This is a genomic window from Vibrio orientalis CIP 102891 = ATCC 33934 (genome assembly GCF_000176235.1).
Lineage (GTDB): Bacteria > Pseudomonadota > Gammaproteobacteria > Enterobacterales > Vibrionaceae > Vibrio > Vibrio orientalis.
Map to the genome: position 1 here is coordinate 2,225,479 of NZ_ACZV01000005.1, position 25,835 is coordinate 2,251,313.

Annotated in this window: 30 protein-coding genes; 4 read left to right on the forward strand and 26 right to left on the reverse strand. The window is 45.5% G+C overall.

Going from position 1 to position 25,835, the window contains the following annotated elements:
- Positions 1–55 precede the first annotated feature (55 nt).
- Positions 56–1,708, reverse strand: a complete 1,653-nt coding sequence (gene pgi, locus VIA_RS20810; protein WP_004415810.1) for a glucose-6-phosphate isomerase — start codon at positions 1,706–1,708, stop codon at positions 56–58.
- A 294-nt stretch (positions 1,709–2,002) separates the two neighbouring features.
- Here pgi and VIA_RS20820 point away from each other — a divergent pair, with 294 nt between their 5' ends.
- The gene (locus VIA_RS20820; protein ID WP_004415811.1) at positions 2,003–2,422 is read left to right on the forward strand and encodes a secondary thiamine-phosphate synthase enzyme YjbQ; all 420 of its coding nucleotides are present in this window, start codon (positions 2,003–2,005) and stop codon (positions 2,420–2,422) included.
- 45 nt (positions 2,423–2,467) lie between these two features.
- On the opposite strand, the gene VIA_RS20825 is transcribed toward VIA_RS20820, so the two are convergent.
- Genes VIA_RS20825 through VIA_RS20835 form a run of 3 tightly spaced genes read right to left on the reverse strand, consistent with a single transcriptional unit; the run spans position 2,468 to position 6,149 of the window.
- Positions 2,468–3,646: a BamA/TamA family outer membrane protein gene (locus tag VIA_RS20825; RefSeq protein WP_004415812.1), complete on the reverse strand. Its 1,179-nt coding sequence runs from the start codon at positions 3,644–3,646 to the stop codon at positions 2,468–2,470.
- A complete protein-coding gene (alr, locus tag VIA_RS20830) occupies positions 3,647–4,723 on the reverse strand; it encodes an alanine racemase (protein ID WP_004415814.1) in 1,077 nt (358 codons plus the stop codon). It lies immediately after the preceding gene.
- A gap of 13 nt (positions 4,724–4,736) precedes the next feature.
- Positions 4,737–6,149, reverse strand: coding sequence for a replicative DNA helicase (locus VIA_RS20835; RefSeq protein ID WP_004415815.1), 1,413 nt, complete (start codon positions 6,147–6,149; stop codon positions 4,737–4,739).
- A 174-nt stretch (positions 6,150–6,323) separates the two neighbouring features.
- Between VIA_RS20835 and VIA_RS20840 the strand changes: the two genes are divergently transcribed.
- The gene (locus tag VIA_RS20840) at positions 6,324–7,088 is read left to right on the forward strand and encodes a DUF481 domain-containing protein (protein ID WP_174269834.1); all 765 of its coding nucleotides are present in this window, start codon (positions 6,324–6,326) and stop codon (positions 7,086–7,088) included.
- Positions 7,089–7,160: 72 nt separating this feature from the next.
- Here the strand turns inward: VIA_RS20840 and rplI are convergent, their stop codons facing one another.
- The 15 genes from rplI to fkpA form a co-directional block, all read right to left on the reverse strand.
- The gene (gene rplI / locus VIA_RS20845) at positions 7,161–7,613 is read right to left on the reverse strand and encodes a 50S ribosomal protein L9 (protein ID WP_004415819.1); all 453 of its coding nucleotides are present in this window, start codon (positions 7,611–7,613) and stop codon (positions 7,161–7,163) included.
- A gap of 31 nt (positions 7,614–7,644) precedes the next feature.
- Positions 7,645–7,872, reverse strand: coding sequence for a 30S ribosomal protein S18 (gene rpsR / locus VIA_RS20850; RefSeq protein WP_000090472.1), 228 nt, complete (start codon positions 7,870–7,872; stop codon positions 7,645–7,647).
- Positions 7,873–7,888: 16 nt separating this feature from the next.
- Positions 7,889–8,191 (reverse strand): primosomal replication protein N, encoded by a 303-nt coding sequence (priB, locus tag VIA_RS20855; protein WP_004417983.1) that lies wholly within the window; start codon positions 8,189–8,191, stop codon positions 7,889–7,891.
- An 8-nt stretch (positions 8,192–8,199) separates the two neighbouring features.
- Entirely contained in the window at positions 8,200–8,580 is a 381-nt protein-coding gene (gene rpsF / locus VIA_RS20860; RefSeq protein WP_004415821.1) for a 30S ribosomal protein S6, read from the reverse strand.
- Between the two features lie 208 nt (positions 8,581–8,788).
- A complete protein-coding gene (gene bfr / locus VIA_RS20865; protein ID WP_004415823.1) occupies positions 8,789–9,268 on the reverse strand; it encodes a bacterioferritin in 480 nt (159 codons plus the stop codon).
- A gap of 73 nt (positions 9,269–9,341) precedes the next feature.
- Positions 9,342–9,530 carry a (2Fe-2S)-binding protein gene (locus VIA_RS20870; RefSeq protein WP_004415825.1) on the reverse strand — a complete coding sequence of 63 codons (189 nt, stop codon included), beginning with the start codon at positions 9,528–9,530 and terminating at the stop codon, positions 9,342–9,344.
- A 299-nt stretch (positions 9,531–9,829) separates the two neighbouring features.
- Positions 9,830–11,014: an elongation factor Tu gene (tuf, locus tag VIA_RS20875; RefSeq protein ID WP_004415826.1), complete on the reverse strand. Its 1,185-nt coding sequence runs from the start codon at positions 11,012–11,014 to the stop codon at positions 9,830–9,832.
- 151 nt (positions 11,015–11,165) lie between these two features.
- The gene (fusA, locus tag VIA_RS20880; RefSeq protein ID WP_004415827.1) at positions 11,166–13,268 is read right to left on the reverse strand and encodes an elongation factor G; all 2,103 of its coding nucleotides are present in this window, start codon (positions 13,266–13,268) and stop codon (positions 11,166–11,168) included.
- A gap of 156 nt (positions 13,269–13,424) precedes the next feature.
- Positions 13,425–13,895, reverse strand: a complete 471-nt coding sequence (gene rpsG / locus VIA_RS20885; RefSeq protein WP_004415829.1) for a 30S ribosomal protein S7 — start codon at positions 13,893–13,895, stop codon at positions 13,425–13,427.
- A gap of 119 nt (positions 13,896–14,014) precedes the next feature.
- Complete coding sequence (rpsL, locus tag VIA_RS20890) at positions 14,015–14,389, reverse strand: 30S ribosomal protein S12 (protein ID WP_004399892.1); 375 nt, start codon at positions 14,387–14,389, stop codon at positions 14,015–14,017.
- A gap of 189 nt (positions 14,390–14,578) precedes the next feature.
- Positions 14,579–14,854, reverse strand: a complete 276-nt coding sequence (gene tusB / locus VIA_RS20895; RefSeq protein ID WP_004415830.1) for a sulfurtransferase complex subunit TusB — start codon at positions 14,852–14,854, stop codon at positions 14,579–14,581.
- Between the two features lie 7 nt (positions 14,855–14,861).
- Positions 14,862–15,218, reverse strand: coding sequence for a sulfurtransferase complex subunit TusC (gene tusC, locus VIA_RS20900; RefSeq protein WP_004417596.1), 357 nt, complete (start codon positions 15,216–15,218; stop codon positions 14,862–14,864).
- Positions 15,215–15,610: a sulfurtransferase complex subunit TusD gene (gene tusD / locus VIA_RS20905; protein WP_004415832.1), complete on the reverse strand. Its 396-nt coding sequence runs from the start codon at positions 15,608–15,610 to the stop codon at positions 15,215–15,217. The genes tusC and tusD overlap by 4 nt, the downstream gene beginning before the upstream one ends.
- Positions 15,607–16,329, reverse strand: a complete 723-nt coding sequence (locus VIA_RS20910) for a helix-turn-helix transcriptional regulator (RefSeq protein WP_004415835.1) — start codon at positions 16,327–16,329, stop codon at positions 15,607–15,609. The genes tusD and VIA_RS20910 overlap by 4 nt, the downstream gene beginning before the upstream one ends.
- A gap of 186 nt (positions 16,330–16,515) precedes the next feature.
- Positions 16,516–17,301 carry an FKBP-type peptidyl-prolyl cis-trans isomerase gene (fkpA, locus tag VIA_RS20915; protein ID WP_004415836.1) on the reverse strand — a complete coding sequence of 262 codons (786 nt, stop codon included), beginning with the start codon at positions 17,299–17,301 and terminating at the stop codon, positions 16,516–16,518.
- Between the two features lie 130 nt (positions 17,302–17,431).
- On the opposite strand from fkpA, the gene VIA_RS20920 reads away from it, so the two are divergent.
- A complete protein-coding gene (locus VIA_RS20920; protein ID WP_004415838.1) occupies positions 17,432–18,412 on the forward strand; it encodes a WD40 repeat domain-containing protein in 981 nt (326 codons plus the stop codon).
- A gap of 19 nt (positions 18,413–18,431) precedes the next feature.
- The gene (locus tag VIA_RS20925; RefSeq protein ID WP_004415839.1) at positions 18,432–18,659 is read left to right on the forward strand and encodes a SlyX family protein; all 228 of its coding nucleotides are present in this window, start codon (positions 18,432–18,434) and stop codon (positions 18,657–18,659) included.
- A gap of 22 nt (positions 18,660–18,681) precedes the next feature.
- Here the strand turns inward: VIA_RS20925 and VIA_RS20930 are convergent, their stop codons facing one another.
- The 7 genes from VIA_RS20930 to mutL form a co-directional block, all read right to left on the reverse strand.
- Positions 18,682–18,867 carry a DUF2065 domain-containing protein gene (locus VIA_RS20930; RefSeq protein WP_004415840.1) on the reverse strand — a complete coding sequence of 62 codons (186 nt, stop codon included), beginning with the start codon at positions 18,865–18,867 and terminating at the stop codon, positions 18,682–18,684.
- 72 nt (positions 18,868–18,939) lie between these two features.
- Entirely contained in the window at positions 18,940–19,917 is a 978-nt protein-coding gene (gene hflC, locus VIA_RS20935) for a protease modulator HflC (protein ID WP_004415842.1), read from the reverse strand.
- Between the two features lie 2 nt (positions 19,918–19,919).
- Positions 19,920–21,110 carry an FtsH protease activity modulator HflK gene (hflK, locus tag VIA_RS20940; protein ID WP_004415844.1) on the reverse strand — a complete coding sequence of 397 codons (1,191 nt, stop codon included), beginning with the start codon at positions 21,108–21,110 and terminating at the stop codon, positions 19,920–19,922.
- 45 nt (positions 21,111–21,155) lie between these two features.
- Positions 21,156–22,445 (reverse strand): ribosome rescue GTPase HflX, encoded by a 1,290-nt coding sequence (hflX, locus tag VIA_RS20945; RefSeq protein WP_004415845.1) that lies wholly within the window; start codon positions 22,443–22,445, stop codon positions 21,156–21,158.
- 40 nt (positions 22,446–22,485) lie between these two features.
- Positions 22,486–22,746 carry an RNA chaperone Hfq gene (gene hfq / locus VIA_RS20950; RefSeq protein WP_004415850.1) on the reverse strand — a complete coding sequence of 87 codons (261 nt, stop codon included), beginning with the start codon at positions 22,744–22,746 and terminating at the stop codon, positions 22,486–22,488.
- A gap of 188 nt (positions 22,747–22,934) precedes the next feature.
- Positions 22,935–23,885, reverse strand: a complete 951-nt coding sequence (gene miaA / locus VIA_RS20955) for a tRNA (adenosine(37)-N6)-dimethylallyltransferase MiaA (protein WP_004415851.1) — start codon at positions 23,883–23,885, stop codon at positions 22,935–22,937.
- Positions 23,882–25,825, reverse strand: coding sequence for a DNA mismatch repair endonuclease MutL (gene mutL, locus VIA_RS20960; RefSeq protein WP_004415852.1), 1,944 nt, complete (start codon positions 25,823–25,825; stop codon positions 23,882–23,884). The genes miaA and mutL overlap by 4 nt, the downstream gene beginning before the upstream one ends.
- Positions 25,826–25,835: the final 10 nt, after the last annotated feature.

The following is a 25,835-nucleotide window of genomic DNA, read 5'->3' on the forward strand; positions in this document are numbered from 1 at the left end:
CCAACAAAAACGCCAGCGTCTCTGCTGGCGTTTCTATATCAAGTACGACGGAAATCTAGGCTTTGAATGCCTTAAACGCATTAATCAAACCGTTAGTTGAGCTGTCGTGCGAGCTGATTTCAGACTCATCCGCAAGCTCAGGTAGGATTTGGTTAGCCAGTTGTTTACCTAGCTCAACACCCCACTGGTCAAAGCTGAAGATATTCCAAATCACACCTTGTACGAAGATCTTGTGCTCGTACATTGCGATTAGGTTACCTAGCGTACGTGGCGTGATCTGCTTAACTAGGATTGAGTTAGTCGGGCGGTTACCTTCAAATACCTTGAACGGTGCTAGTGTCGCCGCTTCTTCTTCGCTCTTACCTGCTTTAGCAAATTCTGCTTTTACTGTCGCTTCGTCTTTACCAAATGCCAGTGCTTCTGTTTGAGCAAAGAAGTTAGACATTAGCTTCTGGTGATGATCGCCTGCTGGGTTGTGGCTTACAGCTGGTGCAATGAAATCACATGGAATTAGCTTAGTACCTTGGTGAATCAACTGGTAGAACGCGTGCTGGCCGTTAGTACCTGGTTCACCCCAAATGATTGGGCCCGTTTGATAAGTCACTGCATTACCGTCACGGTCAACGTATTTACCATTTGATTCCATGTTGCCTTGCTGGAAGTAAGCAGCAAAACGGTGCATGTACTGATCGTAAGGTAGAATCGCTTCAGACTCAGCGCCATGGAAGTTGTTGTACCATAGGCCGATAAGCGCAAGGATCACTGGAATATTGCTTTCTAGCTCAGTCGACGCGAAGTGGTTATCCATCTCGTGTGCACCGTCTAGTAGCTCAATAAAATTGTCGTAACCGACTGCTAGGGCAATAGAAAGACCAATTGCTGACCATAGTGAGTAACGGCCACCAACCCAGTCCCAGAACTCAAACATGTTGTCGGTATCGATACCGAACTCAGATACAGCAGGAGCATTCGTTGAAAGCGCCGCAAAGTGCTTAGCAACGTGAGCTTCATCACCAGCAGACGCTAGGAACCAATCACGAGCACTGTGTGCATTGGTCATCGTTTCTTGAGTTGTAAACGTCTTAGACGCGACTAGGAATAGCGTCGTTTCTGGGTTTACATTCTTCAACGTTTCAACGATGTGCGTACCGTCAACGTTAGAAACAAAGTGTAGGTTTAGGTGGTTTTTGTATGGTGCTAGCGCTTCAGTCACCATGTAAGGGCCAAGGTCAGAGCCGCCGATACCGATGTTAACAATGTCAGTGATCGCTTTGCCTGTGTAACCTTTCCACTCACCGCCAATCACACGGTCAGTGAACGATTTCATTTTCTCTAGCACTGCGTTCACAGCCGGCATTACGTCTTCGCCATCGACCATCACTGGCTTGTTACTGCGGTTACGAAGTGCGGTATGAAGTACTGCGCGGTCTTCTGTTTTGTTGATCGCTTCACCACTGAACATCGCTTCAATTGCTGCTTTTAGCTCAGTCTCGTTTGCTAGAGCAAAAAGGTGCTTTAGCGTTTCTTGATTGATTAAGTTTTTAGAGTAATCAACTAGGATGTCTGCACCGAAACGTGTAGAGAAGTTGTCAAAGCGAGCTGAATCTTGAGCAAATAGTGCTTTTAGATCCATATCTTGTGCAGATTCGAAGTGCGCCGTTAGCGCTTTCCAAGCTTGTGTTTGCGTTGGGTTGATATTTTTCAACATGGTGTCTATCCCGATGTTCAGTAGGTTTTATTCCATACAGTCTAGCGAAAACTGGCGGAATCCCCGATTAAGCAAAATAATAATATTAGGTATGTTAGGGCAAATTGCCACAAAACAAGACTTTGTAATTTTTTTTCAGGCCAGCATTATGACTCAGGCGACCCTCACCCACATTGAGTTAGGTCACGTTCCCTGATTCAAATTTGAACAAATCCAATACCAGCTTTATGAGTTTACCACCAAGCTAGGTTAAGCTTAACGTTTGGTTAACGAATTCTCGATTATAGGCATCTTATGTGGCAGCAAAAAGTCATCCATTTACACGCGCGTCAACGAGGCTTTCATTTGATTACCGATGAAATTGAACAACAATTACCACAATTAGCTGATTATTCTGTCGGATTATTACAGCTATTTATCCAACATACCTCAGCCAGTTTAACCATCAATGAAAATGCCGATCCGACCGTGCGCTACGACATGGAAAAGCACTTCAATCAATTTGTACCCGAGCGAGCCCCTTACTATAAGCACACTTATGAAGGCGATGACGATATGCCTGCACACATAAAAGCTTCGACGCTCGGTAGCAGCGTCATGATTCCAATTAGTAACGGACGACTTGCTTTGGGCACTTGGCAAGGGATCTATTTAGGTGAGCACAGAGATCACGGTGGCAGTCGCCGCGTTATTGCGACACTTCAAGGCGAATAAGACGAAAAGGGAGCCAATCGGCTCCCAAAGTCTCATATTATGTGCTTAAAAAGGTTGGTTAATCATCACTCGGAAAGTGCCTTCATCGGCCCCTTTCGCTAACTCCGCACGTACCACTATGCCTTCGACTTGAAAGCGTACTGCGCCGCCGAGATTCCACTGCATATCCGTGTGGAGAGTTTTAGCATCATACTCATCCGCAACTCGACCCGCTTCTGCAAACAGCACCCACTGCCACCATGGTAGATCGTAGTAATTGACCAGCGGAATGTCATCGAGTGGCTGCCAATCAGGCAACACTCGGTACTCTGCGGAGTAATGCACCGCAGAGCGTCCATGATAGCGCCCGCTGGTGTAGCCTCTCAGTCGATACAATCCGCCTAAACGCACCTGCTCTTGCTCCGGTGGCTTAGTGCTGTCCCAACTTGGCGTATCAGCGGTATAAAAGTCTAACGCAATGACTTGTTGGTCAAACAACTCACCTAGCGGCCCAAGCGCAAAATACTGACTATTTTGCAATTCCCACTTGGTCCAAATTTCCTCACTTTGCCAACTCTCACCACCAACGGTAAGTTCAACAGAGGTATGCGAGCCTTTGGTTGGGTTGCGCACACTGTCGCGATTATCCCAGTCTAGAACCAGTTCAAGCCCTGTCGCCTTTTCTGGCTGATTATAAATATCTAATTCACGCGATGAGAAGAACGGCGTCACCACCAACGAACTCACACCAGATTCGAGCGGCGAGGCAAAGTCGACATCTCGAATTGGTTGGAAGGCTCCCATCAAACCCTGTCTTTCAACATTGCCCCAAGGAAGCAGGTATTTAAACTCAAACTGATAATTTTGCTCAAAGCCATCAGTAACGGTTTTATCGCCAGCAACCGAGCTGTTGTCACCTTGCTCGCCTAGGTAATAAGGGTTTTGATTAAACTGGGCTTGGTACATTTGGGTACTAAACAACAAACTATCTGACAACGCGTAATTAAACGCAGAGACAAAACCGACATAGCTGTCTTTATCAGAGTAGAGCGCCATGCCAAAAAGTGCCGCCTGAGGCTGACCGACGCCCTTAGCAACACCTGCTATACCAAATGTGTTACCTAAGGTTTCAGTACTAAAATAGAAAGGCAGAAATGCGGAATCTTTTTCTTTTGCGTTAACGTGGCCGCAAATAAAAAGGCTGGCACATAAGGCCAGCACTTGTTTGATTTGGTTGCGCTTCATTTACTTGGAGTATTCCATATCAACACGAGATGTCAGCTTAGTCACCAATTCATAGGCAATAGTTCCTATATGGCTAGCGACTTCTTCCGCTGGAAGCTGATTACCCCACAAAATCGCTTCATCACCAACCTTATCGCTGGCATCCGGTCCGAGATCAACCGTGAGCATATCCATCGAAACTCGACCAGCAATCGGCGCTTTACGACCATTGACCAAAACAGGTGTACCATTGGGTGCGGTTCTCGGGTAACCATCCCCATAGCCAATCGCAATCACTCCAACCTTGGTATCACGCTGGCTAGTCCACATTCCACCATAACCGACGCTCTCTCCCGCTTTCACATCACGCACCGCAATTAAATGCGACTTCAAGGTCATCACGGGTTGGTAACCTAACTCTTGAGCACTTCTATCATTAAATGGTGAAACACCATACATGATAATGCCTGGGCGAACCCACTCTAACTGACTGTCTGGCCAAGCAAGTAAACCCGCTGATGCCGCTAAAGAACGCTCACCTTCGCAGCCCTCTGTTAAAGAGAGGAAAAGCTCCGTCTGTTGATTAGTTGTGCTTTTATCTAGCTCATCTGCGCAACCAAAATGACTCATATAACGCAGCGGTTTTGCCACATTACGGCAGGCTTTAAGACGTGTGACAAATTCGCTGTACTGCTCTGGTCGAACACCTAATCGGTGCATACCACTGTCAATCTTGAGCCACACCACAACGGGTGTTTCTAATTCTGCTTGTTCCAATGCCTGCAACTGTTCTTCACAGTGGACGACAGTCTGAATATTATTGGTGACTAAAACAGGTAGATCACCTTGAGAGTAAAAACCCTCAAGCAATAAAATCGGTTTCACCACACCACAGGCACGTAGCTGCAGTGCCTCTTCAATACGAGCAACCCCAAAGGCATCGGCACCTTGGGCATGTTTAGCGATATGACGTAAACCATGGCCGTAGCTGTTGGCTTTCACCACTGCCATCACCTTGCTGTTTGGCGCCTGTTGCTTAATCAGCTCTAGGTTGTGCTGCAGAGCCTCAAGATTAATGTAGGCTGTGGCTGCTTTCATGTAGCTCATTGGCTTACTCATCGTCCATATCAAACGCAGGACCTGCGTAGTTATCAAAGCGAGACCATTGACCTTGGAAGGTGAGTCGAACAGAACCAATAGGACCGTTACGCTGCTTACCTAGGATGATTTCTGCTGTGCCCTTCATTGAACTATCTGGGTTATACACCTCGTCACGATAGATAAACATGATCAAGTCGGCATCCTGCTCGATTGCGCCCGATTCACGCAAATCTGAGTTGATTGGTCGTTTATCGGCACGTTGCTCTAGGGAACGGTTTAGCTGTGAAAGCGCCACGACTGGCACATTCAACTCTTTGGCTAACGCCTTTAATGAACGTGAAATCTCAGAGATCTCTAAGGTACGGTTATCTTGTAAACCTGGTACGCGCATTAACTGCAGGTAGTCGACCATGATCATACTTAAGCCACCAGAGTCACGAGCCACACGACGTGCACGCGAGCGTAATTCCGTCGGAGTTAGACCTGAGCTGTCATCAATGTACATGTTTTTCTTCTGCATCAGGATACCCATGGTAGAAGAAATACGCGCCCAATCCTCATCGTCTAGCTGACCGGTACGAATTTTGGTTTGATCCACACGCGACAGCGAGGCCAACATACGCATCATCAACTGCTCAGCAGGCATCTCTAGTGAGAAGATCAGTACCGGCTTATCTTGATCCATGGCCGCGTTTTCACACAGGTTCATCGCGAAGGTGGTTTTACCCATAGATGGACGCGCCGCCACGATGATTAAATCTGAACCTTGGAGACCTGCGGTTTTCTTATTCAAATCCGTAAAGCCCGTATTAACCCCTGTTACGCCATCTTGTGGGGTCTTATACAATAGCTCAATACGCTCGAGGGTTTTTTCAAGAATGTTGTCAACGTTTTGTGGACCTTCACTCTCATTAGTCCGCGATTCAGCAATCGCGAAAACCTTACTTTCCGCAAGATCGAGTAAGTCTTCAGAGTTACGCCCTTGAGGATCATAACCCGCATCGGCGATTTCATTGGCTACGCCAATCAGGTCACGGACCAAGGCGCGCTCGGCAACAATATCTGCATAAGCATTGATGTTAGCCGCACTTGGTGTGTTCTTAACTAAATCAGCAAGGTAAGCAAAGCCACCGACGTCATCAAGCTGTTCACGCAACTCTAGGAATTCGGATAGTGTGATTAAATCGAGCGGTTTATTATCTTCGAGTAGAGCCTTTACCGCTTCAAAAATCAGGCGGTGTGGTCGGCTGTAGAAATCTTTGGCGACAACACGCTCAGCTACCGTATCCCAACGCTCATTATCAAGAAGAAGACCACCAATAACGGATTGCTCCGCCTCCAGTGAATGAGGAGGAACTTTGATTGCATCGACTTGTGCGTCTCTAAACTTTTTATTTCGATTATCTACTTTGGGTTCGGCCATGGATCTGCTCAACAACTTTGCTTTAGATCGCTAATTATAACGAGAATGTCGCCATTGTCTGTACCAAAGAAAGACTTTGTCGAGTTCTAATGTAGAATTAACTTGTTGCTGACCGTCTTCTATCGGTTTAAATCTACTATTGCGCCATTCGTTTGATCAATATAGAGGTAGTGAGTGTCTAGACTTTGGCTTATAAGTTTCAGCCTAATGGGCTCTATGCTCGCTCATGCTGACGATTCAGGGCAAAACGACACGGATATTGAACTGCCTTCCCCATGGGACACCGAAATAGAGTTTGGCTATCAGGCTCACTCGGGTAACTCAGACTCGCAATCACTCAATTCACGCCTTAATGCAGAATACGTGGCGGGGCGTCACCGTACTAGCGGCGAATGGAAATACTATTTGCTGTACAAAGACGGCGAAGAGGACAAAAGACAATCAACCTACACGGCGCAAAGTGACTATAAATTAGGTCAAAAGACTTACCTTTATGGCAGTTTTAAAGGTGTCGACTCTCGCTATAGCGCCTATTTCAAAGATTACACGCTATCGGGTGGTTTAGGTTACCAGTTCTCAAATACCGATAAGTTTGTACTTGAGCTCGAATTGGGGCCGGGTTTTCGTTATCAAGAGCCTAATTTAGATGAGATAGATGACGATGACATCATCTTCCCTGAAACGGTTCAAGAAGCGATATTTCGTGGCAACATCAATAGCTCTTGGCAAGCATTGGACAATTTAGCCCTCTCTGCTGATGTGACGGTTGTTTCTGGTAGCAGTAACACACGAACGGATACCGATCTGAGTGTGACTAACAATATCACCGAAGATATCGCACTCAAGCTCTCTCACTCACGTCAATACCACGATAAAGTGCCAGAAGGGCTTAAGAAAGCCGATAGTATCTTCTCAGTCAACCTACTGTTTATCTTCTAAAACCTTTCACTGACTTCAGATACAAAAAAAGCACCTCTAGGAGGTGCTTTTAAAATACGTCTTGATACTGAATTAGTCAGCAGCAACAACTTGTAGGTTAACTGTAGCGAAAACTTCAGAGTGAAGTTGAACGCTGATCTCGAACTCACCAGTGTTACGTAGTGCGCCTTCAGGAAGACGAACTTCGCTCTTAACAACTTCAACGCCAGCTGCAGTGATTGCATCAGCGATGTCGCGAGTACCGATAGAACCGAATAGTTTACCTTCGTCACCAGCTTTAGAAGCAAGAACAACTGCTTCAAGAGCGTTAACTTTCTCAGCACGTGCTTCAGCAGCAGTTAGTTGCTCAGCAACTTTAGCTTCTAGTTCAGCACGACGCGCTTCGAACATTTCAACGTTAGATTTAGTAGCCATAACTGCTTTACCCTGAGGGATAAGGAAGTTACGAGCGTAACCAGATTTAACGTTTACAGTGTCACCAAGACCACCTAGGTTACCGATTTTATCAAGTAGAATAACTTGCATTGTTTAATTCCTCTTTTTAAAAACGAACCGATTACTGATGCTTGTCAGTGTACGGTAGTAGAGCTAGGTAGCGAGAACGTTTGATCGCGCGAGCTAGTTGACGTTGGTACTTAGCGCTTGTACCAGTGATACGGCTAGGTACGATTTTACCAGCTTCAGTGATGTAGTTTTTAAGAGTTGCTACGTCTTTGTAATCAATCTCTTGTACGCCTTCTGCAGTGAAACGGCAGAATTTACGACGACGGAAGAAACGAGCCATGGGCTATCTCCTGATCTTAAATTTGAGTAATGTTGTCAGCATGAAGCACTAATTTACCTACGCCATTACGGCCGGTCTGATAAGCGACAAAACCGCTTATCTTAATGCTACTGCCTTGTACTAAATTCTGAGTTAATGCTTGTGACCTTTGCCCACTGACAACTACCGGCATACGACAATAAACTTGTCTCGGTAAATCAGCCTCGATAACAGTAGAGCGATGCTCTAACCAAAATCGACAGTGTTCAATTCCACCAGGGCTTTTATTACGAATGGGCGGCTTGGCAATGGTGCCACTCAGCTCCATTCGATTGGTCATAAGATTTATTACTCAGCAGCTGCTTCTGGCTTAGCTTCAGCACGCTCTTCGCGACGAGGAGCACGCTCTTCTTTCTGCTTAAGCATGATAGATTGCTCAGTGATAGCCGCTTTAGTACGCATGATCATGTTACGTAGAACTGCATCGTTGAAACGGAAAGCAGTTTCTAGCTCATCAATTACAGCTTGGCCAGCTTCAACGTTCATTAGAACGTAGTGAGCTTTGTGAAGCTTGTTGATTGGGTAAGCCAGTTGACGACGACCCCAGTCTTCTAGACGGTGGATAGTACCGCCAGCTTCAGTGATTGAACCAGTGTAACGCTCGATCATGCCAGCAACTTGCTCGCTTTGATCAGGGTGCACCATGAATACGATTTCGTAATGACGCATGGGTTGCTCCTTACGGATTATTCAGCTTCCACAAATGGCCCGGTCGTCCAGAGGAAGCAAGGAACTAAAGATAATTGACCGAGTTTAAGGAGCACGAATAGTACAGAAAGAAAGCAGTTTAGGCAAGAGAAATGTGATAGAGATCGGCAGTGAATTTTCACCTCTAATGCTGGAGGTAAATCCACTGCCTAACAGGGAGAATTACTGACTAATCATCCTCATCAACATACTGAGCTTGTAGGTAATTCTGGATACCCGTCATATCGATCAGGCCAAGTTGTGTCTCTAGCCAATCAACATGCTCTTCTTCATCTTCTAGGATATCTTGGAACAAATCGCGAGAGACATAATCATGAGTATCTTCCGCGTAAGCAATGGCATTTTTTAGATCCGGTATCGCTGCCATTTCAAGTTTTAAGTCACTCTCAAGCATTTCTTTGGTGTCTTCACCAATCATAAGTTTGCCGAGATCTTGTAAGTTAGGAAGCCCTTCCAAAAATAAAATACGTTCGATCAAATGATCCGCATGTTTCATTTCATCGATAGATTCATGATATTCCTTCTCCGCTAGGTGCTTTAAACCCCAGTCTTTATACATTCGAGCATGAAGGAAGTATTGATTGATTGCGACGAGCTCGTTGCCAAGCACTTTGTTGAGATGTTGGATGATGATTGGATCGCCTTTCATTACACAGCCCTCCTCTTTGGCTACTTTAACTCTAGTTCCAATCAGAAGGGTGTCAAAAAGCTCAAGCGTTGGGTTAGCTTGCTTGTTTCAATATTAAATGGTCTGTTTCTGCCAAAATCTCTTTTGTCTGCTTAATGCACTTGCCACATTGGCTACCTAAAGCGGTGCACTTTTTAATGCCTCGAATATCAGTGATGCCTTCATCGATCGCTAACTTCCTAATTTTCTTGTCTGAAATACCGTGACAAAGACAAACATACATAGCAATAAAACCCAATTACAACTTACGACAATAAATATAAACAAGAATTGTTATCATTACCAGTTGTATTAAAGACAAGTCTAAGAACAATTTGTTATAACAGAACGAAGCGAAAAAAAAACTTCAAAGGCTTACTTGAATAGGAACGGAGGAAAGGGAGAACTACTTTTTCTTTTCAACAAGTTAAAAGAAGTAAATGAAGAATTCTCTTATAACCAAAAAACGAAAAGGGAAGCCTAAGCTTCCCTTTTCTGATGCATGCTCTTCATACGAAGAATGTGCAAGATATCAACTAAATATTAGTCGAAGATCTTAGCAACAACACCAGCACCTACTGTACGGCCACCTTCACGGATAGCGAAACGTAGGCCTTCATCCATTGCGATTGGAGCAATTAGCTCTACTTGCATTTGGATGTTGTCACCAGGCATTACCATTTCTACGCCTTCTGGTAGAGAGATATCACCAGTTACGTCAGTTGTACGGAAGTAGAACTGTGGACGGTAGCCTTTGAAGAACGGAGTATGACGGCCGCCTTCGTCTTTAGAAAGTACGTATACTTCTGACTCGAACTTAGTGTGTGGGTTGATTGAACCAGGTGCTGCAAGTACTTGGCCACGTTCAACGTCATCACGCTTAGTACCACGTAGTAGTGCACCAACGTTCTCACCTGCACGACCTTCGTCAAGCAGCTTACGGAACATTTCAACACCAGTACATGTAGTTGTTGTCGTTTCTTTAATACCAACGATTTCTACTTCGTCACCTACAGTTAGGATACCGCGCTCGATACGGCCAGTTACTACTGTACCACGACCTTGGATTGAGAATACGTCTTCGATTGGTAGTAGGAATGGTTGGTCTACTGCACGCTCTGGCTCTGGGATGTAAGAGTCTAGTGCTTCAGCAAGCTCAACGATTTTCGCTTCCCACTGCTCTTCGCCGTTTAGTGCGCCTAGTGCAGAACCTTGGATAACTGGTAGGTCATCACCTGGGAAATCGTACTCAGATAGAAGTTCACGAACTTCCATTTCTACTAGCTCTAGAAGCTCTTCATCATCAACCATGTCACATTTGTTCATGAATACGATGATGTAAGGAATACCAACCTGACGGCCTAGTAGGATGTGCTCACGAGTTTGTGGCATTGGACCATCTGTTGCAGCAACAACTAGGATACCACCGTCCATCTGTGCAGCACCTGTGATCATGTTCTTAACATAATCCGCGTGTCCTGGACAGTCTACGTGTGCGTAGTGACGTGATGGAGTGTCGTACTCTACGTGAGAAGTAGCGATTGTGATACCGCGCTCACGCTCTTCTGGAGCGTTATCGATAGATGCGAAGTCTTTCGCAACACCGCCGTACACTTTTGCAAGTGTAGTACAGATAGCAGCAGTTAGAGTTGTTTTACCGTGGTCAACGTGGCCGATAGTACCAACGTTAACGTGCGGTTTAGTACGTTCAAATTTTTCTTTAGACACGATCGTGTTCCTTCCTAGTTATGATTCGCCACGATCCGAATTGATCGAGACGCGCCAGAAATTGCTATTTTATGCGCCAACGTCAGTCAGCGCAATATTTGGACGCATTGATCTTCAAAAAAAACCAGACTTTTTTTCAGATCAAGACGTTTTATAAGTAACCACGTGCTGCAATGATTTTATCTGCAAAGTTTTTCGGTACTTCAGCGTACTCGTTAAACTCCATAGAGTAAGACGCACGGCCTTGAGTTGCAGAACGTAGGTCAGTTGCGTAACCAAACATCTCAGATAGAGGTACTTGAGCGCGGACGATCTTAATACCCGCCACACCGTCATCCATACCTTCGATCATGCCGCGGCGACGGTTAAGATCACCAACAACATCACCCATCCAATCTTCAGGAGTGGTTACTTCAACATTCATCATTGGCTCAAGAAGAACAGGTTGTGCTTCAAGCGAACCTTTCTTGAATGCCATCGAGCCGGCGATCTTAAACGCCATCTCGTTAGAGTCAACATCGTGGTAAGAACCATCGAACAGCGTTGCTTTAATGTCTAGTACCGGGTAACCCGCTACAACACCACTGTTCATTTGCTCTTCGATACCTTTCGATACCGAGCTGATGTATTCCTTAGGAACGACACCACCCACAATTTCGTCAACAAAGACAAAACCTTCACCAGGTTCAGATGGCTCCAGTTTGATCCATACGTGACCGTACTGACCACGACCACCAGATTGACGAACAAATTTACCTTCAACTTCCGCACTTCCACGGATTGTCTCACGGTAAGCAACCTGAGGTTTACCAACGTTACAGTCAACGCTGAATTCACGCTTCATACGGTCAACGATGATATCTAAGTGAAGCTCACCCATACCAGAGATCAGAGTCTGACCTGTTTCGTCATCCGTTTCTACGCGGAAAGATGGATCTTCTGCGGCTAGTTTACCTAGAGCAATACCCATCTTTTCTTGATCGGCAACAGAGCGAGGCTCTACCGCGATTTGAATAACTGGATCAGGGAATTCCATACGCTCCAGAATCACTTTGTGGTTCTGGTCACATAGAGTATCACCTGTCGTTACGTCTTTAAGACCGATTGCCGCTGCAATGTCACCCGCGCGAACTTCTTTGATCTCATCGCGCTTGTTTGAGTGCATCTGAACAATACGACCGAAACGTTCTTTCTTCTGCTTAACAGAGTTGTAAACCGCATCACCAGAGTTCACGACACCCGAGTAAACACGCATAAAGGTTAGCGTGCCTACAAATGGGTCAGTTGCGATCTTAAATGCCAGCGCTGAGAACGGTTCGTTGTCGTCTGCATGACGCTCAACTTCATTGTCGTTATCATCAACACCTTTAATCGCAGGAACGTCTACTGGAGAAGGCAAGTATTCAACTACTGCATCTAGTACCGCTTGAACACCTTTGTTTTTGAACGCACTACCACAAGTAGCCAGTACAATTTCATTATTTAGTGTGCGAGTACGTAGAGCCTGTTTGATCTCGGCTTCAGTCAGTTCACCTTCTTCAAGATATTTATCCATCAGCTCTTCAGTCGCTTCTGCAGCTGACTCAACTAGGTTGCTGCGCCACTCTTCAGCGATGTCTAGCATGTCTGCTGGGATATCTTCGTAAGTGAAGGTTGTACCTTGGTCTTCTTCGTTCCAGTTGATCATCTTCATCTTGATCAGGTCGATAACACCCTTGAAGTCTTCTTCCGCACCAACGTTAAGTTGAATTGGAACAGGGTTAGCACCAAGACGGTTCTTGATTTGCTCGACTACGCGTAGGAAGTCAGCACCTGCACGGTCCATCTTGTTGACGAATACCATGCGTGGAACATGATACTTGTCTGCTTGACGCCATACAGTTTCAGATTGAGGTTCAACACCTGATGAACCACAGAACACAACAACAGCGCCATCAAGTACGCGTAGTGAACGCTCTACTTCGATAGTGAAATCTACGTGTCCAGGAGTATCAATGATGTTGATGCGGTGGTCTTGGAATTGCGCTTCCATACCACGCCAGAAAGTTGTAGTCGCAGCTGAGGTGATTGTGATACCACGCTCTTGCTCCTGCTCCATCCAGTCCATGGTAGCAGCACCATCGTGCACTTCACCGATTTTATGAGAAAGACCAGTATAGAACAGAATACGTTCACTTGTGGTTGTTTTACCTGCGTCTACGTGAGCGACGATACCGATATTACGGTAGCGCTCAATAGGTGTTTTACGAGCCACGATTGAATCCTCTTGAATTAGGGACTATTGCTATTTCTAGATCATTTTAGGAGTGCTTTGGGCAATTTTCCTTACCCCTAGATATAGCAATAGTTCCTAGGCTTGCGCATAGGAACTAGAGTAGCGCCGCAGGGAACCCTGCGGCACAGAAAGGTATTACCAACGGTAATGTGCGAACGCTTTGTTTGCGTCAGCCATGCGGTGAACGTCTTCACGTTTCTTAACCGCAGTACCTTTGTTCTCAGACGCGTCTAGCATTTCAGCAGCTAGGCGTTGAGCCATAGATTTTTCACCACGCTTACGCGCAGCTTCAACCAACCAACGCATAGCAAGTGCGTTACGGCGAACCGGACGAACTTCTACAGGTACTTGGTAAGTTGAACCACCTACACGGCGAGATTTAACCTCTACCGCTGGGCGAACATTTTCAAGAGCTTCTTCAAATACAGCTAAGTGATCTTTACCAGATTTCTCAGCCATTGCATCTAGTGCAGTGTAAACAATTTTCTCTGCAGTAGATTTTTTACCGTCAACCATTAGGATGTTAACGAATTTTGCCAGCAGTTCAGATTTGAACTTTGGATCTGGAAGGATCTTACGCTGGCCGATGACGCGACGACGTGGCATGGAATTTCTCCGTTGTCTTATTCTTCAGGTTATCCAAAACTTTTCAGTTTCTTCAAAAATTAAAATTTAATTTTAGTGTTTGGCCTTACTTAACGCTTTTCTTTAAAAGAAAAAGACGATTAAGACTTAGGACGCTTCACACCGTACTTAGAACGACCTTGTTTACGGTCATTTACGCCAGCACAGTCAAGTGCACCACGTACTGTGTGGTAACGCACACCCGGAAGGTCTTTAACACGACCGCCACGGATTAGAACAACTGAGTGCTCTTGAAGGTTGTGACCTTCACCACCGATGTACGAAGTTACTTCGAAACCGTTTGTTAGACGTACACGACAAACTTTACGTAGTGCCGAGTTAGGTTTTTTAGGTGTAGTAGTGTAAACACGAGTACATACACCACGTTTTTGTGGACACGCTTCTAGTGCAGGCACGTTGCTTTTAACAACTTGCTTTGCACGAGGCTTACGTACCAACTGGTTAATAGTTGCCATTAACTAGCTCCTGATTTACTTGAAAGTAAGCTTTGTGAAAAATCTATCCCTAACTACTAGTGGCAGTTAGGGACGCAAAATTCTATTCAGCAGTGAGAGGTGTGTCAAGAAATATACGGATCTTTTTTGTTCAACTCTGAGCAAAAAAGCGTAAACATTCGACGACACGACGCGAGAGGTGAGATTCGGCTACTCCCAAGTGACCGAATTTGTGTGTGTGACAGTCAATTCAACAAAACCATCATAATCGGCAAGCGTAATATTCGAGCTGATTCGATTTTCAATGCCACGGGCTTTGGCATCACTGACTAATACAAAAATATCCAGACCTTGGATCTGGCGATAAGCCTTATGCTGAGGGTTCGCTGCGAACACCGCTTGTTCAATAAGAATCAAGCTATCTCCGTCACTAAAAACAGTGACCACCTCTTCTAACGCTTGTATGGTTTTAACGATATGAAGCATAAGACACCTAGAATGAAAGTACTTTGCCGGCGCTATGAAGCAATTCACCGAGCTCAGAATGCGTTAGTGACTGAGCATTAATGACCAAGTCAGCTTGCGCCAAACCCCTTTCTTCAAGAGAGCTCTGACAGACGAAAACCCGCTCGATGTCATACAGGTCAAAGAGTTTCATCATTGGCGAGTAGTCTTTACTTAAGATCTCAGCGGTTTGCTGACCGTGTAGCAACTGATAGACGCCATCACCCATAAAAACGACACAGATGTCTTCACAGTACGCAGAAGCCGCTAGCAAAGCATCAACCCCTTCTCGACCCGAGGAAAGGCTATGCGGTGCACTGCGAAAGAGATAAGTTAACTGACTCAAAACTGTACGACCCTATCTTGGACTAACATCGCTTCCGCCAAGCTACCTAAGCCAGCTTGATGAAAACCTTCGGCTAAGTTGCTTTGACTCAAGCCATGTTGATTGGCTTCATCTTGGCTAACAATGCCACGACGCAGCGCAGCTGCAACACAGGTTTCAAGACGAACATTATGGTCGTGAGCAAGCTCCTGCCACGCTTTAACAAGGTCAAACTCATCATTAGCAGGTACGGTCAACGCGCTGCCGTTAGTCACGCCATCTTGATAGAAAAAAACGCTGACCAAGGTATGGCCTTTAGCAATCACAGCTTGAGCAAACTGATAGGCACTACGCGCAGATTGACTACCGTAGACCGAGCCATTCACCACTAAGGTGTAAGTCAATTGACTCAACTCTCTTCATCCTCAGTTTTACGTTGGCGGATATATAGATAGACGGTGTGCTTAGAGATATTCAAGCGATCGGCGACACGGTTAATCGCATCTTTAATATCGAAGATACCTTTATCGTATAGCTCCATGACGATTTGACGATTCTTAGTATTGTTCGACACTGACTTATCGGCGTTGATTTCTTCAATCGTACGTTCAACCGTTTGATCCACTAGCTCTTCCACGTCACTAGCAAAGTTGACCGACGATGCGGCTTGCTTGGCCTCTTCCGTTGGCATGAACGATTGCAGAACCTGAGAAAAAGGTGCATCCAGATTAACGTTGATACAAAGCAAACCAATCACGCGGTTTTCACCGTTGCGGATAGCAACTGTGATTGACTTCATCAATACGCCACCTTTCGCTCGGGTAAAATACGAACGAGAAAAGTTGCGCTCTGAACCTTCAATATCACGCAGCATTTTTAATGCTAAGTCAGTGATTGGCGAACCAACTTGACGACCGGTGTTCTCACCATTGGCGATTTTGATCGCTGAGGTGTTCAAGTCTTCAAGCGAGTGAAGAACGATTTCACAAAACGGACCGATGAGACTCGCAATCCCATCAACAACCGCTTCATAAGATCTAAGAATAATTTTGTCGTGCTCACTAAATGGCATCACATTAACAGATTCCATTTCGAGCAGCATATCCGTGTTTACTGTTTCTGTAGTTGTCACTTCTTTAAGCCTTAGAGCGAAAAATCAACAAATTGGTGTAAGTTTATCAGAAATTTTGAAGAGCACACCTAGCTAACCTGTCATCTAGTGATTTAGAACAAAAAATTCGTTAGTTATGTTTCATCAGAGCGAGAAATAAAAAAGGCTTGGAATCATCCAAGCCTTTAACATGTTCGCTATTTAAGCTTATTGAGCTGCTTCACCGTTATCGATTTTCAGCAGTTCAACTTCAAACACTAGAGTAGAGTTTGCAGGAATAGTCGGTGTATCTTGCTCACCGTATGCAAGCTCTGGCGGAATAACAAACTTGAACTTAGAACCAACAGGCATTAGCTGAACGCCTTCCGTCCAACCAGGGATCACACGGTTAAGTGGGAAAGTTGCTGGCTCGCCGCGATCGTAAGAACTATCGAATTGAGTACCGTCGATCAAAGTACCTTTGTAGTGTACTTGGACGGTATCAGTATCTTTTGGCTGCTCACCTTCTGCTGGTGTCATTACTTGGTAAAGTAGACCAGACTCAGTCTTCACTACGCCTTCTTGCTTTTCAAACTCAGCGCGGAAGTTATCGCCTTCAGTCTTAGCTGCTGCTGCTTTCTCAGCCGCTTGCTTTTGCATTGTTTCTGCAACGCGCTTGTCTAGCGCTTCTAAAGCGGCACGAGTTTCTTCTTCGTTTAGCTCAGGGTTACCCGCAAATACGTGCTCAATACCTTTCAATACAAGATCTTTATTAAGCGTAATGCCAATCTCGTTTGGCTTATCTAAGCTTGTATTTAGGTAGTTTGCGAAAGAGACACCAATTGCGTAAGCCGCTTTGTCATCTTCTGTTTTAAAGTGAACCGCTTTACCTGTTTCCGCCTGAACTTGCTCTACTGCAGGTGCTGCGTCTGTTTTAGGTTCTTCTTCTTTTTGACAGCCAGCAGCCAGTGCTACAGTTGCAGCAAGCAGTGACACTTTAAAAATTGATTTCATTTAACTCTCCAGTTGAGACTTTTGTCTTTGTGCACAGTTCTTTAAGAAAGACTGGTACACATTCGCATGTTGTACCAATATAACCAATATGCGTTTTAATTAAACGTAAACAAGCGGATATTTGGACTTAATGCGTATAATTTTTAACTCACTAATCATTGTGGTTGTCATCTTTTCGTTAAATGGGTGTTTTTTCTCCACCCAAGATGCACAACGTTGGACCATCGAGCCTCAAGGCACCACCAGCTTTGCATTCAGCCGAGATGCACGCTTTGCCCTACTCTACTCCAGAGAACACCAGTTGGTTCTTTGGGATCTCATTGAGAGCCAGGAGCTTGCTTCGTTAGGTCCACAAGATCCTCAATCAAGTACGGTTTCGCAAATTCGAATCTCGGATAACGGCCGCTTTGCCGTCACCGCAACCCAAATAAACTTTGCGGTTTGGGACTTAGCGTGGACTCAAGCTCAAGGCTTATGGTCTATTTCTGATGGATTAATCCGTGACATTGATATCGCAAGTAACGGGGACCAAGTATTACTCGGTCTCTCAAATGGCAAAGCCATCTACGTAAACTTAGTCACCGGACGACGTCTAGAGTTCCTTGCCCACAACGAAAAAGTCAATTCCGTGGCTCTTTCTCCTAATGGCCGCTTTGCGTTGTCAGGAGGAAACGACTATAAAGCCTACCTTTGGAACACCGATACAGGGCAAATCATTCACACCTTTGAGCATGAGCAAAGAGTCAATCGAGTCGCCCTACAGCGTGATGGTCAGTTAGCCTTTACTTCTGACGGCGGCAACCAAGCGATTGTCTGGGAGCTACCATCGGGGAAAAAGCTTTCTCAATTAAGTAGCTTTTCGCGCCAGCTTATTTTCTCTACCGCGCGCTTTTCTGATGACGGTCAGTACTTAGTGACTGGCACGCCATCGAGCAGAATCATGGTGTGGAACACCCAAACAGGCAAAAGGGTCGATGGTTTTGAAGCGGAGCCACTAAAAGATACTCGCCCTCCTCGCGCAGTGGTGTATGATGCAGCCTTTGATAGCCAGAACCGCGTCATTACCGGCACATCCGCTGGCATAGCCCAAGCTTGGGACGTGGACTATTAACAACGAAGAACCGTTAGCGATGACAGAAAAGCGAATTGAACAGTTAGAAAGCCGTGTAAATGACCTAGAGTGTCAGTTAGCTTTCCAAGAGCAAACTATTGAAGAATTGAATGATGCGCTGAGTCAGCAGCAACTACTGATCGCCAAAATGCGCGATCAGATGAAGTATGTGGTTGGCAAAGTGAAGAATATGGACTCTTCGAATCTTGCCGATCAATCTGAAGAGACGCCTCCTCCTCACTACTAGTCGTTACTTAGCAATTCCAAAGCTAACTAAATATATAGGCAATAACAGCACCAGCGACGACCAAACAGCCGCCAATTCGACGTAATTGGTTATCAGGCTGTTGACTCATTTCAGCAACCATACGGCGCCAACCATTGGGTGCGAGCAGTGGGCCTAATCCCTCGACGATAAGTACTAGCCCAAATGCTAGCCATAATGAGTTCGACATAGTTAACCTGCTTATATTAGAAACAAAAAATAAAGGCTCCATCAAGGAGCCTTTATCGTAGCTGAATAGCGATTACTTCGCTGGTACGCCGTTGGCGTTATTCATGTATTGGAAGAAGTCACTCTTCGGATCCAATACTAGAATATCACTCTTATTGCTGAACGATTTCTCGTACGCTTTCAAAGAACGAACAAAGCCGAAGAACTCAGCGTCTTTATTGTAAGCATCAGCGTAGATCTTCGCTGCTTTTGCATCCGCTTCACCGCGTGTTACACGCGCTGTCTTATCTGCTTCAGCAAGAACCGTTGCGACTTCTAGCTCAGCTTGTGCACGAATAACTTCTGCACGCTCACGACCTTGAGAACGGTGCTTACGAGCTACTGACTCACGCTCTGCACGCATACGCTTGTAGATTGAATCACTGATGTTGTCAGGAAGGTTGATCTTCTTCATACGGAAATCAACAATCTCAACACCTAAGTCCGTTAGCGCGCTATCACGTGTACCTTCCAGTACGTTTTCCATGATCTTGTCACGCTCACCATCAATCTCTAATGCTTCTTTTGCCGCTTCAGTGGTGACTTCTTCGCTGTCTACGCTATCAGGTAGAACATCGGTATTACGTGGACCAGACACAATCTGTTTGATTTCACGTGCACCGATTTCAGAACGAAGAACGTCCGTCACTTTACGCTCAAGTAGCGCTTCAGCAGTCAGAACATTACCGCCACCAGTGGTCAGATAGAAACGACCGAAATCTTCGATACGCCACTTAACGTAAGTATCGATGATTACGTCTTTTTTCTCTGACGTTACGAAACGGTCAGAACGACCATCCATTGTTTGAATACGTGCATCAAGTGTTTTTACACGGTCAAACAGAGGCATTTTGAAATGAAGACCAGGTTCGTAAATCTTCGATACGCCATTGTCATCTAGGACACGGCCGAATCGGATTACTAGGCCTCGTTCACCCTCTTGGATAACGAATACTGACATCAGCAACAATGCAATCGTTACGACTAATACAGGGATCATTAACTTACGCATTCTTAATATCTCCCTTGACGTGAACCAGTTGTACGAGATTGCGAGTCTGAAGTTGTGTCATTTGACTTGGTTTCAAGCTCAATTTGGTCGTAAGCAGAAGTCGACTTCGTTTTACGTTTGGTTTGAGATTGTCCTTCACCCGCTAACTTGTCGATTGGCAAGTAGAGTAGGTTGCCACTTGACTCTGAATCGATCAGAACCTTCGAAGTATTGCTGTAGACTTCTTCCATCGTATCTAGGTACAGACGGTTACGAGTAACTTCTGGAGCCGCTTGATATTCAGGTAGCAGTTTCTCAAACTGAGCCACTTGACCCAATGCTTCGTTTACAACGCGCTCAGAGTAACCTAGTGCTTCTTTCTTCAGACGTTCAGCACGACCTGTCGCTTTAGGAAGAATGTCGTTACGGTAAGCTTCTGCTTCACGTTCGAAACGCTCTTCATCCTCACGAGCCGCGATAGCATCATCGAATGCATCTTTAACTTGCTCAGGTGGACGTGCAGACTGGAAGTTGACGTCAACGATGACAACACCCATGTCGTAGCTATCAATAATTGCATTCAACGTTTCTTGCGTGCTTTGACGAATTTGTTGACGACCACTTGTCAGGATACTATCCATCAAAGAGTCACCCACAACTGCACGTAGCGCAGAATCAGTCGCTTGGCGTAAGCTGTCGTCTGCATTAGTCACGCGGAACAGGTATTTGTATGGGTCAGCAACACGGTACTGGACATCCATTGCAACCGTCACAACGTTTTCATCTTTAGTCAGCATTAGACCTGATGAACGAAGCGAACGAATTGCCTGAACGTTAACGGCCTCATACTCGTCAATAAAACGAGGACGCCAGTTAAGACCAGGATCGACCACGCGATCATATTTACCTAGGCGTAGTACTACACCACGCTCAGCTTCACCGATAGTGTAAAAGCCTGCAAAGAACCAAATGGCTATTGCGATTGCTGCGATAACACCAAAACCTAGTGCACCACCGCCGCCACCAATAGACGATCCTTTACCACCTTTGCCACCAAACTTTCCACCCAGTTTCTGACTCAGTTTATTAAACACTTCGTCCAAGTCTGGCGGTCCTTGATCACGGCCACCTTTGTTACCACGATTATTATTACCCCAAGGGTCATTATCGCGGCCATTGTTGCCGTTGTTATTACCAGGCTCATTCCACGCCATTAGAAAGCTCCATCATTTGATATGACGTTATACTGTAGCAGTCATTTAAGTAACTATAAAGTCACGTAAAACTGCCTCATCTCTTTTTTCAAGTCTAGACCAATCCGCCTGTTGCATACGAACTTCAATCAACAGGTTACCTTCCTGGTCATATTCTTCTCGTTGAATACACTTCATCTGAAAGAATGTACTACGAAGTCTGCCTTGATGTTGTGGCGGAATTCGCATTTGGTGCTGAACCATTTGACTTGCCAAACGTTCAGTCAGCGCGTCAAACAAGAGTTCAATCCCCTTGCCTTCCATTGCTGAAACCCAAACCGTTTGAGGGACACCTTCGTCATCCCTATCGATTCGAGGGTTCTGACCTTCGAGGTTATCGATCTTGTTCATGACAACCAACGCCGGAATTTCATCCGCGTCGATTTCAGCTAGTACTTCATGAACAGCTTGAATATTCTCACGAAAACGCTCATCACTGGCATCAACAACATGTAACAAAATGTCAGCTTCTTGCGTTTCTTGAAGTGTTGCTTTAAACGCAGCAACCAAATCGTGTGGTAAGTGTCGAATGAAACCTACCGTGTCAGCCAAAATAGCCGGACCGACATCTGACAACTCGATCTTACGCAAGGTAGGATCCAAGGTAGCAAACAGTTGGTCAGCAGCATACACGCCTGCTTCGGTGATTCGGTTAAATAGCGTCGACTTCCCAGCGTTGGTATAACCCACGAGGGACACAGTCGGGATTTCCGCTCGACTTCTTGCTCGGCGACCTTGTTCACGTTGTTTAGCCACTTTCTCTAAACGACGTAATATCGTCTTAATACGTACACGCAATAAACGTCGGTCAGTTTCTAGCTGAGTTTCACCTGGACCACGTAAACCAATACCACCTTTCTGTCTTTCAAGGTGCGTCCAACCACGAATTAATCGAGTAGAGATATGGCGTAGCTGAGCAAGTTCGACTTGTAGCTTACCTTCGTGGGTACGGGCACGCTGAGCAAAGATATCAAGGATTAGACCAGTACGATCTAGTACGCGACATTTACACAACGCTTCGAGGTTACGTTCTTGGGCAGGAGAGAGGGAGTGATTAAAAATCACAATATCAGCACCAGCTAATTGCACGGCTTGTGCAATCTCCTGAGCTTTGCCCTCTCCGACATAGTATTTAGGGTGTGGTGACTGGCGACTTCCTGTTACAACTTGTAACGTAGAAACGCCAGCAGAAGAGACCAGCATCTCAAATTCACTGAGATCTTCCCACTCCCCTTCTTGCGTGAAGTTGATATGAACAAGTACGGCTCGCTCACCGGCTTCATAACGGTCAAACAAGCAATCAACTCCTTAAAAACTAAATAGGTAATTCAGAAAATTAATCTTCTGATTTCTCTGGACGATCACCTTGTGGACGATCACCGCTGTGGTGGCTCACTGGACGAGCAGGAACTACCGTAGAAATAGCGTGCTTATACACCATTTGGTTAACTGTATTTTTCAGCAAGATAACAAATTGGTCAAAAGACTCGATCTGACCTTGTAGTTTAATTCCGTTTACAAGGTAGATAGATACTGGAATACGTTCACGACGTAATGCATTTAAGAATGGGTCTTGTAAAGATTGCCCCTTAGCCATTTTTATTTTCCTTATTTTGTAATTTTGTTTTAGTTATTTAGCTAGTGGTGCGCTGCACAAAGTATGCGGCCTTTGCTCTGAGCTAAACGAATAAAATAACACCCTGTCGTTACCTGTTATGACGACTTTAAACCGAAATTTCAAGTAACAGATCCTTTACAGGGTACATTCACGCAAAAGCGATCACATTATACACAGCTAAAACCTTCTGATGCTATTGCATTTGAAACAGTTTCTAGCGCGTGTTCAATGTTCTCACTATCTAACCAAGTTAAATCATCCCAGCTGCGTAACCAGGTGATTTGTCGCTTGGCCAATTGACGAGTTGCACAGACACCTTTAAAGATAGCGTCATCTAACGTGCAATTCCCGTCCAAATAGTCCCACATCTGTCTGTAGCCAACACAACGAATCGACGGTAGATCCGGGTGAAGATCGTCACGAGCATAAAGTGCTCGCATTTCATCTTCAAAACCCGCTTCTAGTATTTTCTCGTAGCGTAGTTCAATTCGACGATGGAGCTCAGCCCTTTCCTTGGGAGCTATTGCAAACTGTTTAACTCGATAAGGCAGACTTTCGCCTTTGGTTTGAGTTAACTCAGTAAGAGTTTTACCTGAAATTCGATAAACTTCCAATGCCCTAGACAATCTTTGTGGATCATTGGGATGAATTCTCTCAGCGGAAACAGGATCAATCTCTTTCAGTTCATCGTGGAGCTTATCCCAGCCACCAGTCAATGCTTCTTGCTCAATTTGCTGACGGATCTCTGGATTCGCAGCCGGAAGAGGTGATAAGCCTTCCAACAATGCTTTGTAGTAAAGCATTGTGCCCCCCACTAATAGCGGGATCTTGCCCTGCTCAACGATTTTGTTCATTTCATTCAACGCATCACGGCGAAAATCAGCAACTGAATAGGCTTCACGAGGATCCAGAATATCGATCAAGCGATGTGGTGCTTGTGCTTGCTCCTCGGCATCTGGCTTCGCGGTACCAATGTCCATTCCTTTGTAGATCAACGCTGAGTCGACCGAAATAATTTCAACCGGGTATCTCTTTCTTAGGCGAATGGCTAAATCTGTTTTGCCTGATGCGGTCGGCCCCATTAAAAACAGAGCCAAAGGTAATTCTTTGTTTTTCATAATTCTAAAGCTGCAATGGTTGCAGAAAAATCAACAGGTCTTACGAAGGTGGCATCCCCTAACGGGAGCTGCCCCTGCCAAAGTTGTTCAATATCAGCAATGATTTGAATTGCTTCCGACAAAGTGTAGTCGCTTTTTACCTGAGTAATTTGATCACTTAGCCAGTTTGCTAACTGAGTATGATCCAGAGGCTGTTCGCTGGCGACATACGAAGCGGCGTAAGATAACAGATCTGGTAACAGTTGTTGTAGGTTTTGTTGCCTAAGTGGCTGTGGCACGCCCATGATCATCAACGCCTTGCTACCGCGTGCTTTCAACTCAATGCCAAAGACCTTCAACACAGGCTCTAACTTACTGGCGGTGTTCAATAGCTCTTCATCCAGTTTTAACGCCAGTGGCACTAATAGCGGCTGACTCTTTAAACTGCCGCGGTGCGTTGCAAGCTGACCATTGACTCGCAGCCACTCAGCTTTCGCCAAACTCACCAAACACGTACCAGTCTTACCACCCATCACCAGATAATGCCCTTGAACCACATGCATCGCTTTACCTAAATCTTCGACCACAGGCAACGGTGCTTGTTCCGTGATTTTTTCTTGCTTAGGCTGCTCTGCTTGAATGGGATCGCACTCTGGCGTCTGCATTAGCTCTTGGTAGACCTTTACTTCTCGCTGACTTGGCGCAGGTTCGCTATAACGCTCAGTAACCCTTGGCTTACTGGTAGGGCGCGACTCATTCCACTCACTACGTGGTCGCGATTCACGAAGATTATCTCGACTTTGCTGATAATCCACTTTACCTGGATAGGAAGGGACCGATTCGATCGCTTGATATTCTTGCGAAGAGACTTGCGGGGATGACTCGACAGGTGCCGCCTCTGACTCAGTATGCGCAGGCTCGATATGGAAAGCGGAAGCAGTTTGCTCTGGTTTATCGATATGAGCGCTTTGCGCTAGAGCGTCACTTAGCGCTTGGTAGATAAAATCATGCACTAGTCGTGCTTGATGGAAGCGAACCTCATGCTTAGCAGGGTGAACGTTAACATCGACTTGGTGCGGATCAAGCTCAATAAACAACACATAGGTAGCAAATTGATCCGGGCGTAGGCTGGTTTCGTAACTCTGACGGATCGCGTGATTGATCAACTTATCGCGCATCATCCGTCCATTGACGTAGCAGTACTGAAGATCACTTTGCTGACGAGCCCCTTCCGGTGCAGTGATCCAACCATGCAGCTTTAACCCTTGATGCTCAAGTTCAATTTTTAACATATGACGCACAAACGCACTGCCACACACTGCCGCAATACGCTTCTCTGCCTGAGCGTCGGTTTTCGCAGCTCGGTACTGTTTGATCAACTTGCCGTTATGCCTAACGTTTATCGTCACATCAAAACGACTTAAAGCGATACGCTTGAGTAGCTCATCAATATGAGCAAACTCTGTTTTTTCGGTGCGGAGAAATTTACGTCTTGCCGGCGTATTGAAAAACAGATCGAGCACTTCAACCGTGGTGCCAATCGGGTGCGCTGCAGGTTGTAATTTCACCTGCATCTCTCGCCCTTCACTGTATGCAGACCAAGCTTGCTCTTGTGTTGCTGGGCGGGATGTCATAGTCAAACGAGAAACAGAACTGATACTTGCCAGTGCTTCACCACGAAAACCCAAACTGATGATGGCTTCAAGATCATCTAAGGTGTGAATCTTTGAAGTAGCATGACGACTGAGCGCAAGACCAAGCTCATCTTTAACAATGCCTTTGCCGTTATCTCGCACACGAATCAGCTTAGCGCCACCCTTCTCGATATCAATATCGATACGCGTCGCACCTGAATCTAAGCTGTTTTCCACCAACTCTTTGACAACAGAAGCAGGCCTTTCAACCACTTCACCCGCTGCTATTTGGTTTGCAAGACGTGCTGGAAGAATTTTAATCGTCATGTCTGATCAC

Coding starts and splice junctions, on each gene's coding strand:
- pgi (WP_004415810.1), bottom strand. CDS start 1,708: ATGTTGAAAAATATCAACCCAACGCAAACACAAGCTTGGAAAGCGCTA.
- VIA_RS20820 (WP_004415811.1), top strand. CDS start 2,003: ATGTGGCAGCAAAAAGTCATCCATTTACACGCGCGTCAACGAGGCTTT.
- VIA_RS20825 (WP_004415812.1), bottom strand. CDS start 3,646: ATGAAGCGCAACCAAATCAAACAAGTGCTGGCCTTATGTGCCAGCCTT.
- alr (WP_004415814.1), bottom strand. CDS start 4,723: ATGAAAGCAGCCACAGCCTACATTAATCTTGAGGCTCTGCAGCACAAC.
- VIA_RS20835 (WP_004415815.1), bottom strand. CDS start 6,149: ATGGCCGAACCCAAAGTAGATAATCGAAATAAAAAGTTTAGAGACGCA.
- rplI (WP_004415819.1), bottom strand. CDS start 7,613: ATGCAAGTTATTCTACTTGATAAAATCGGTAACCTAGGTGGTCTTGGT.
- rpsR (WP_000090472.1), bottom strand. CDS start 7,872: ATGGCTCGTTTCTTCCGTCGTCGTAAATTCTGCCGTTTCACTGCAGAA.
- priB (WP_004417983.1), bottom strand. CDS start 8,191: ATGACCAATCGAATGGAGCTGAGTGGCACCATTGCCAAGCCGCCCATT.
- rpsF (WP_004415821.1), bottom strand. CDS start 8,580: ATGCGTCATTACGAAATCGTATTCATGGTGCACCCTGATCAAAGCGAG.
- bfr (WP_004415823.1), bottom strand. CDS start 9,268: ATGAAAGGCGATCCAATCATCATCCAACATCTCAACAAAGTGCTTGGC.
- VIA_RS20870 (WP_004415825.1), bottom strand. CDS start 9,530: ATGTATGTTTGTCTTTGTCACGGTATTTCAGACAAGAAAATTAGGAAG.
- rpsG (WP_004415829.1), bottom strand. CDS start 13,895: ATGCCACGTCGTCGCGTCATCGGCCAGCGTAAGATCCTTCCAGATCCA.
- rpsL (WP_004399892.1), bottom strand. CDS start 14,389: ATGGCAACTATTAACCAGTTGGTACGTAAGCCTCGTGCAAAGCAAGTT.
- tusB (WP_004415830.1), bottom strand. CDS start 14,854: ATGCTTCATATCGTTAAAACCATACAAGCGTTAGAAGAGGTGGTCACT.
- fkpA (WP_004415836.1), bottom strand. CDS start 17,301: ATGAAATCAATTTTTAAAGTGTCACTGCTTGCTGCAACTGTAGCACTG.
- VIA_RS20920 (WP_004415838.1), top strand. CDS start 17,432: ATGCGTATAATTTTTAACTCACTAATCATTGTGGTTGTCATCTTTTCG.
- VIA_RS20925 (WP_004415839.1), top strand. CDS start 18,432: ATGACAGAAAAGCGAATTGAACAGTTAGAAAGCCGTGTAAATGACCTA.
- VIA_RS20930 (WP_004415840.1), bottom strand. CDS start 18,867: ATGTCGAACTCATTATGGCTAGCATTTGGGCTAGTACTTATCGTCGAG.
- hflC (WP_004415842.1), bottom strand. CDS start 19,917: ATGCGTAAGTTAATGATCCCTGTATTAGTCGTAACGATTGCATTGTTG.
- hflK (WP_004415844.1), bottom strand. CDS start 21,110: ATGGCGTGGAATGAGCCTGGTAATAACAACGGCAACAATGGCCGCGAT.
- hfq (WP_004415850.1), bottom strand. CDS start 22,746: ATGGCTAAGGGGCAATCTTTACAAGACCCATTCTTAAATGCATTACGT.
- miaA (WP_004415851.1), bottom strand. CDS start 23,885: ATGAAAAACAAAGAATTACCTTTGGCTCTGTTTTTAATGGGGCCGACC.
- mutL (WP_004415852.1), bottom strand. CDS start 25,825: ATGACGATTAAAATTCTTCCAGCACGTCTTGCAAACCAAATAGCAGCG.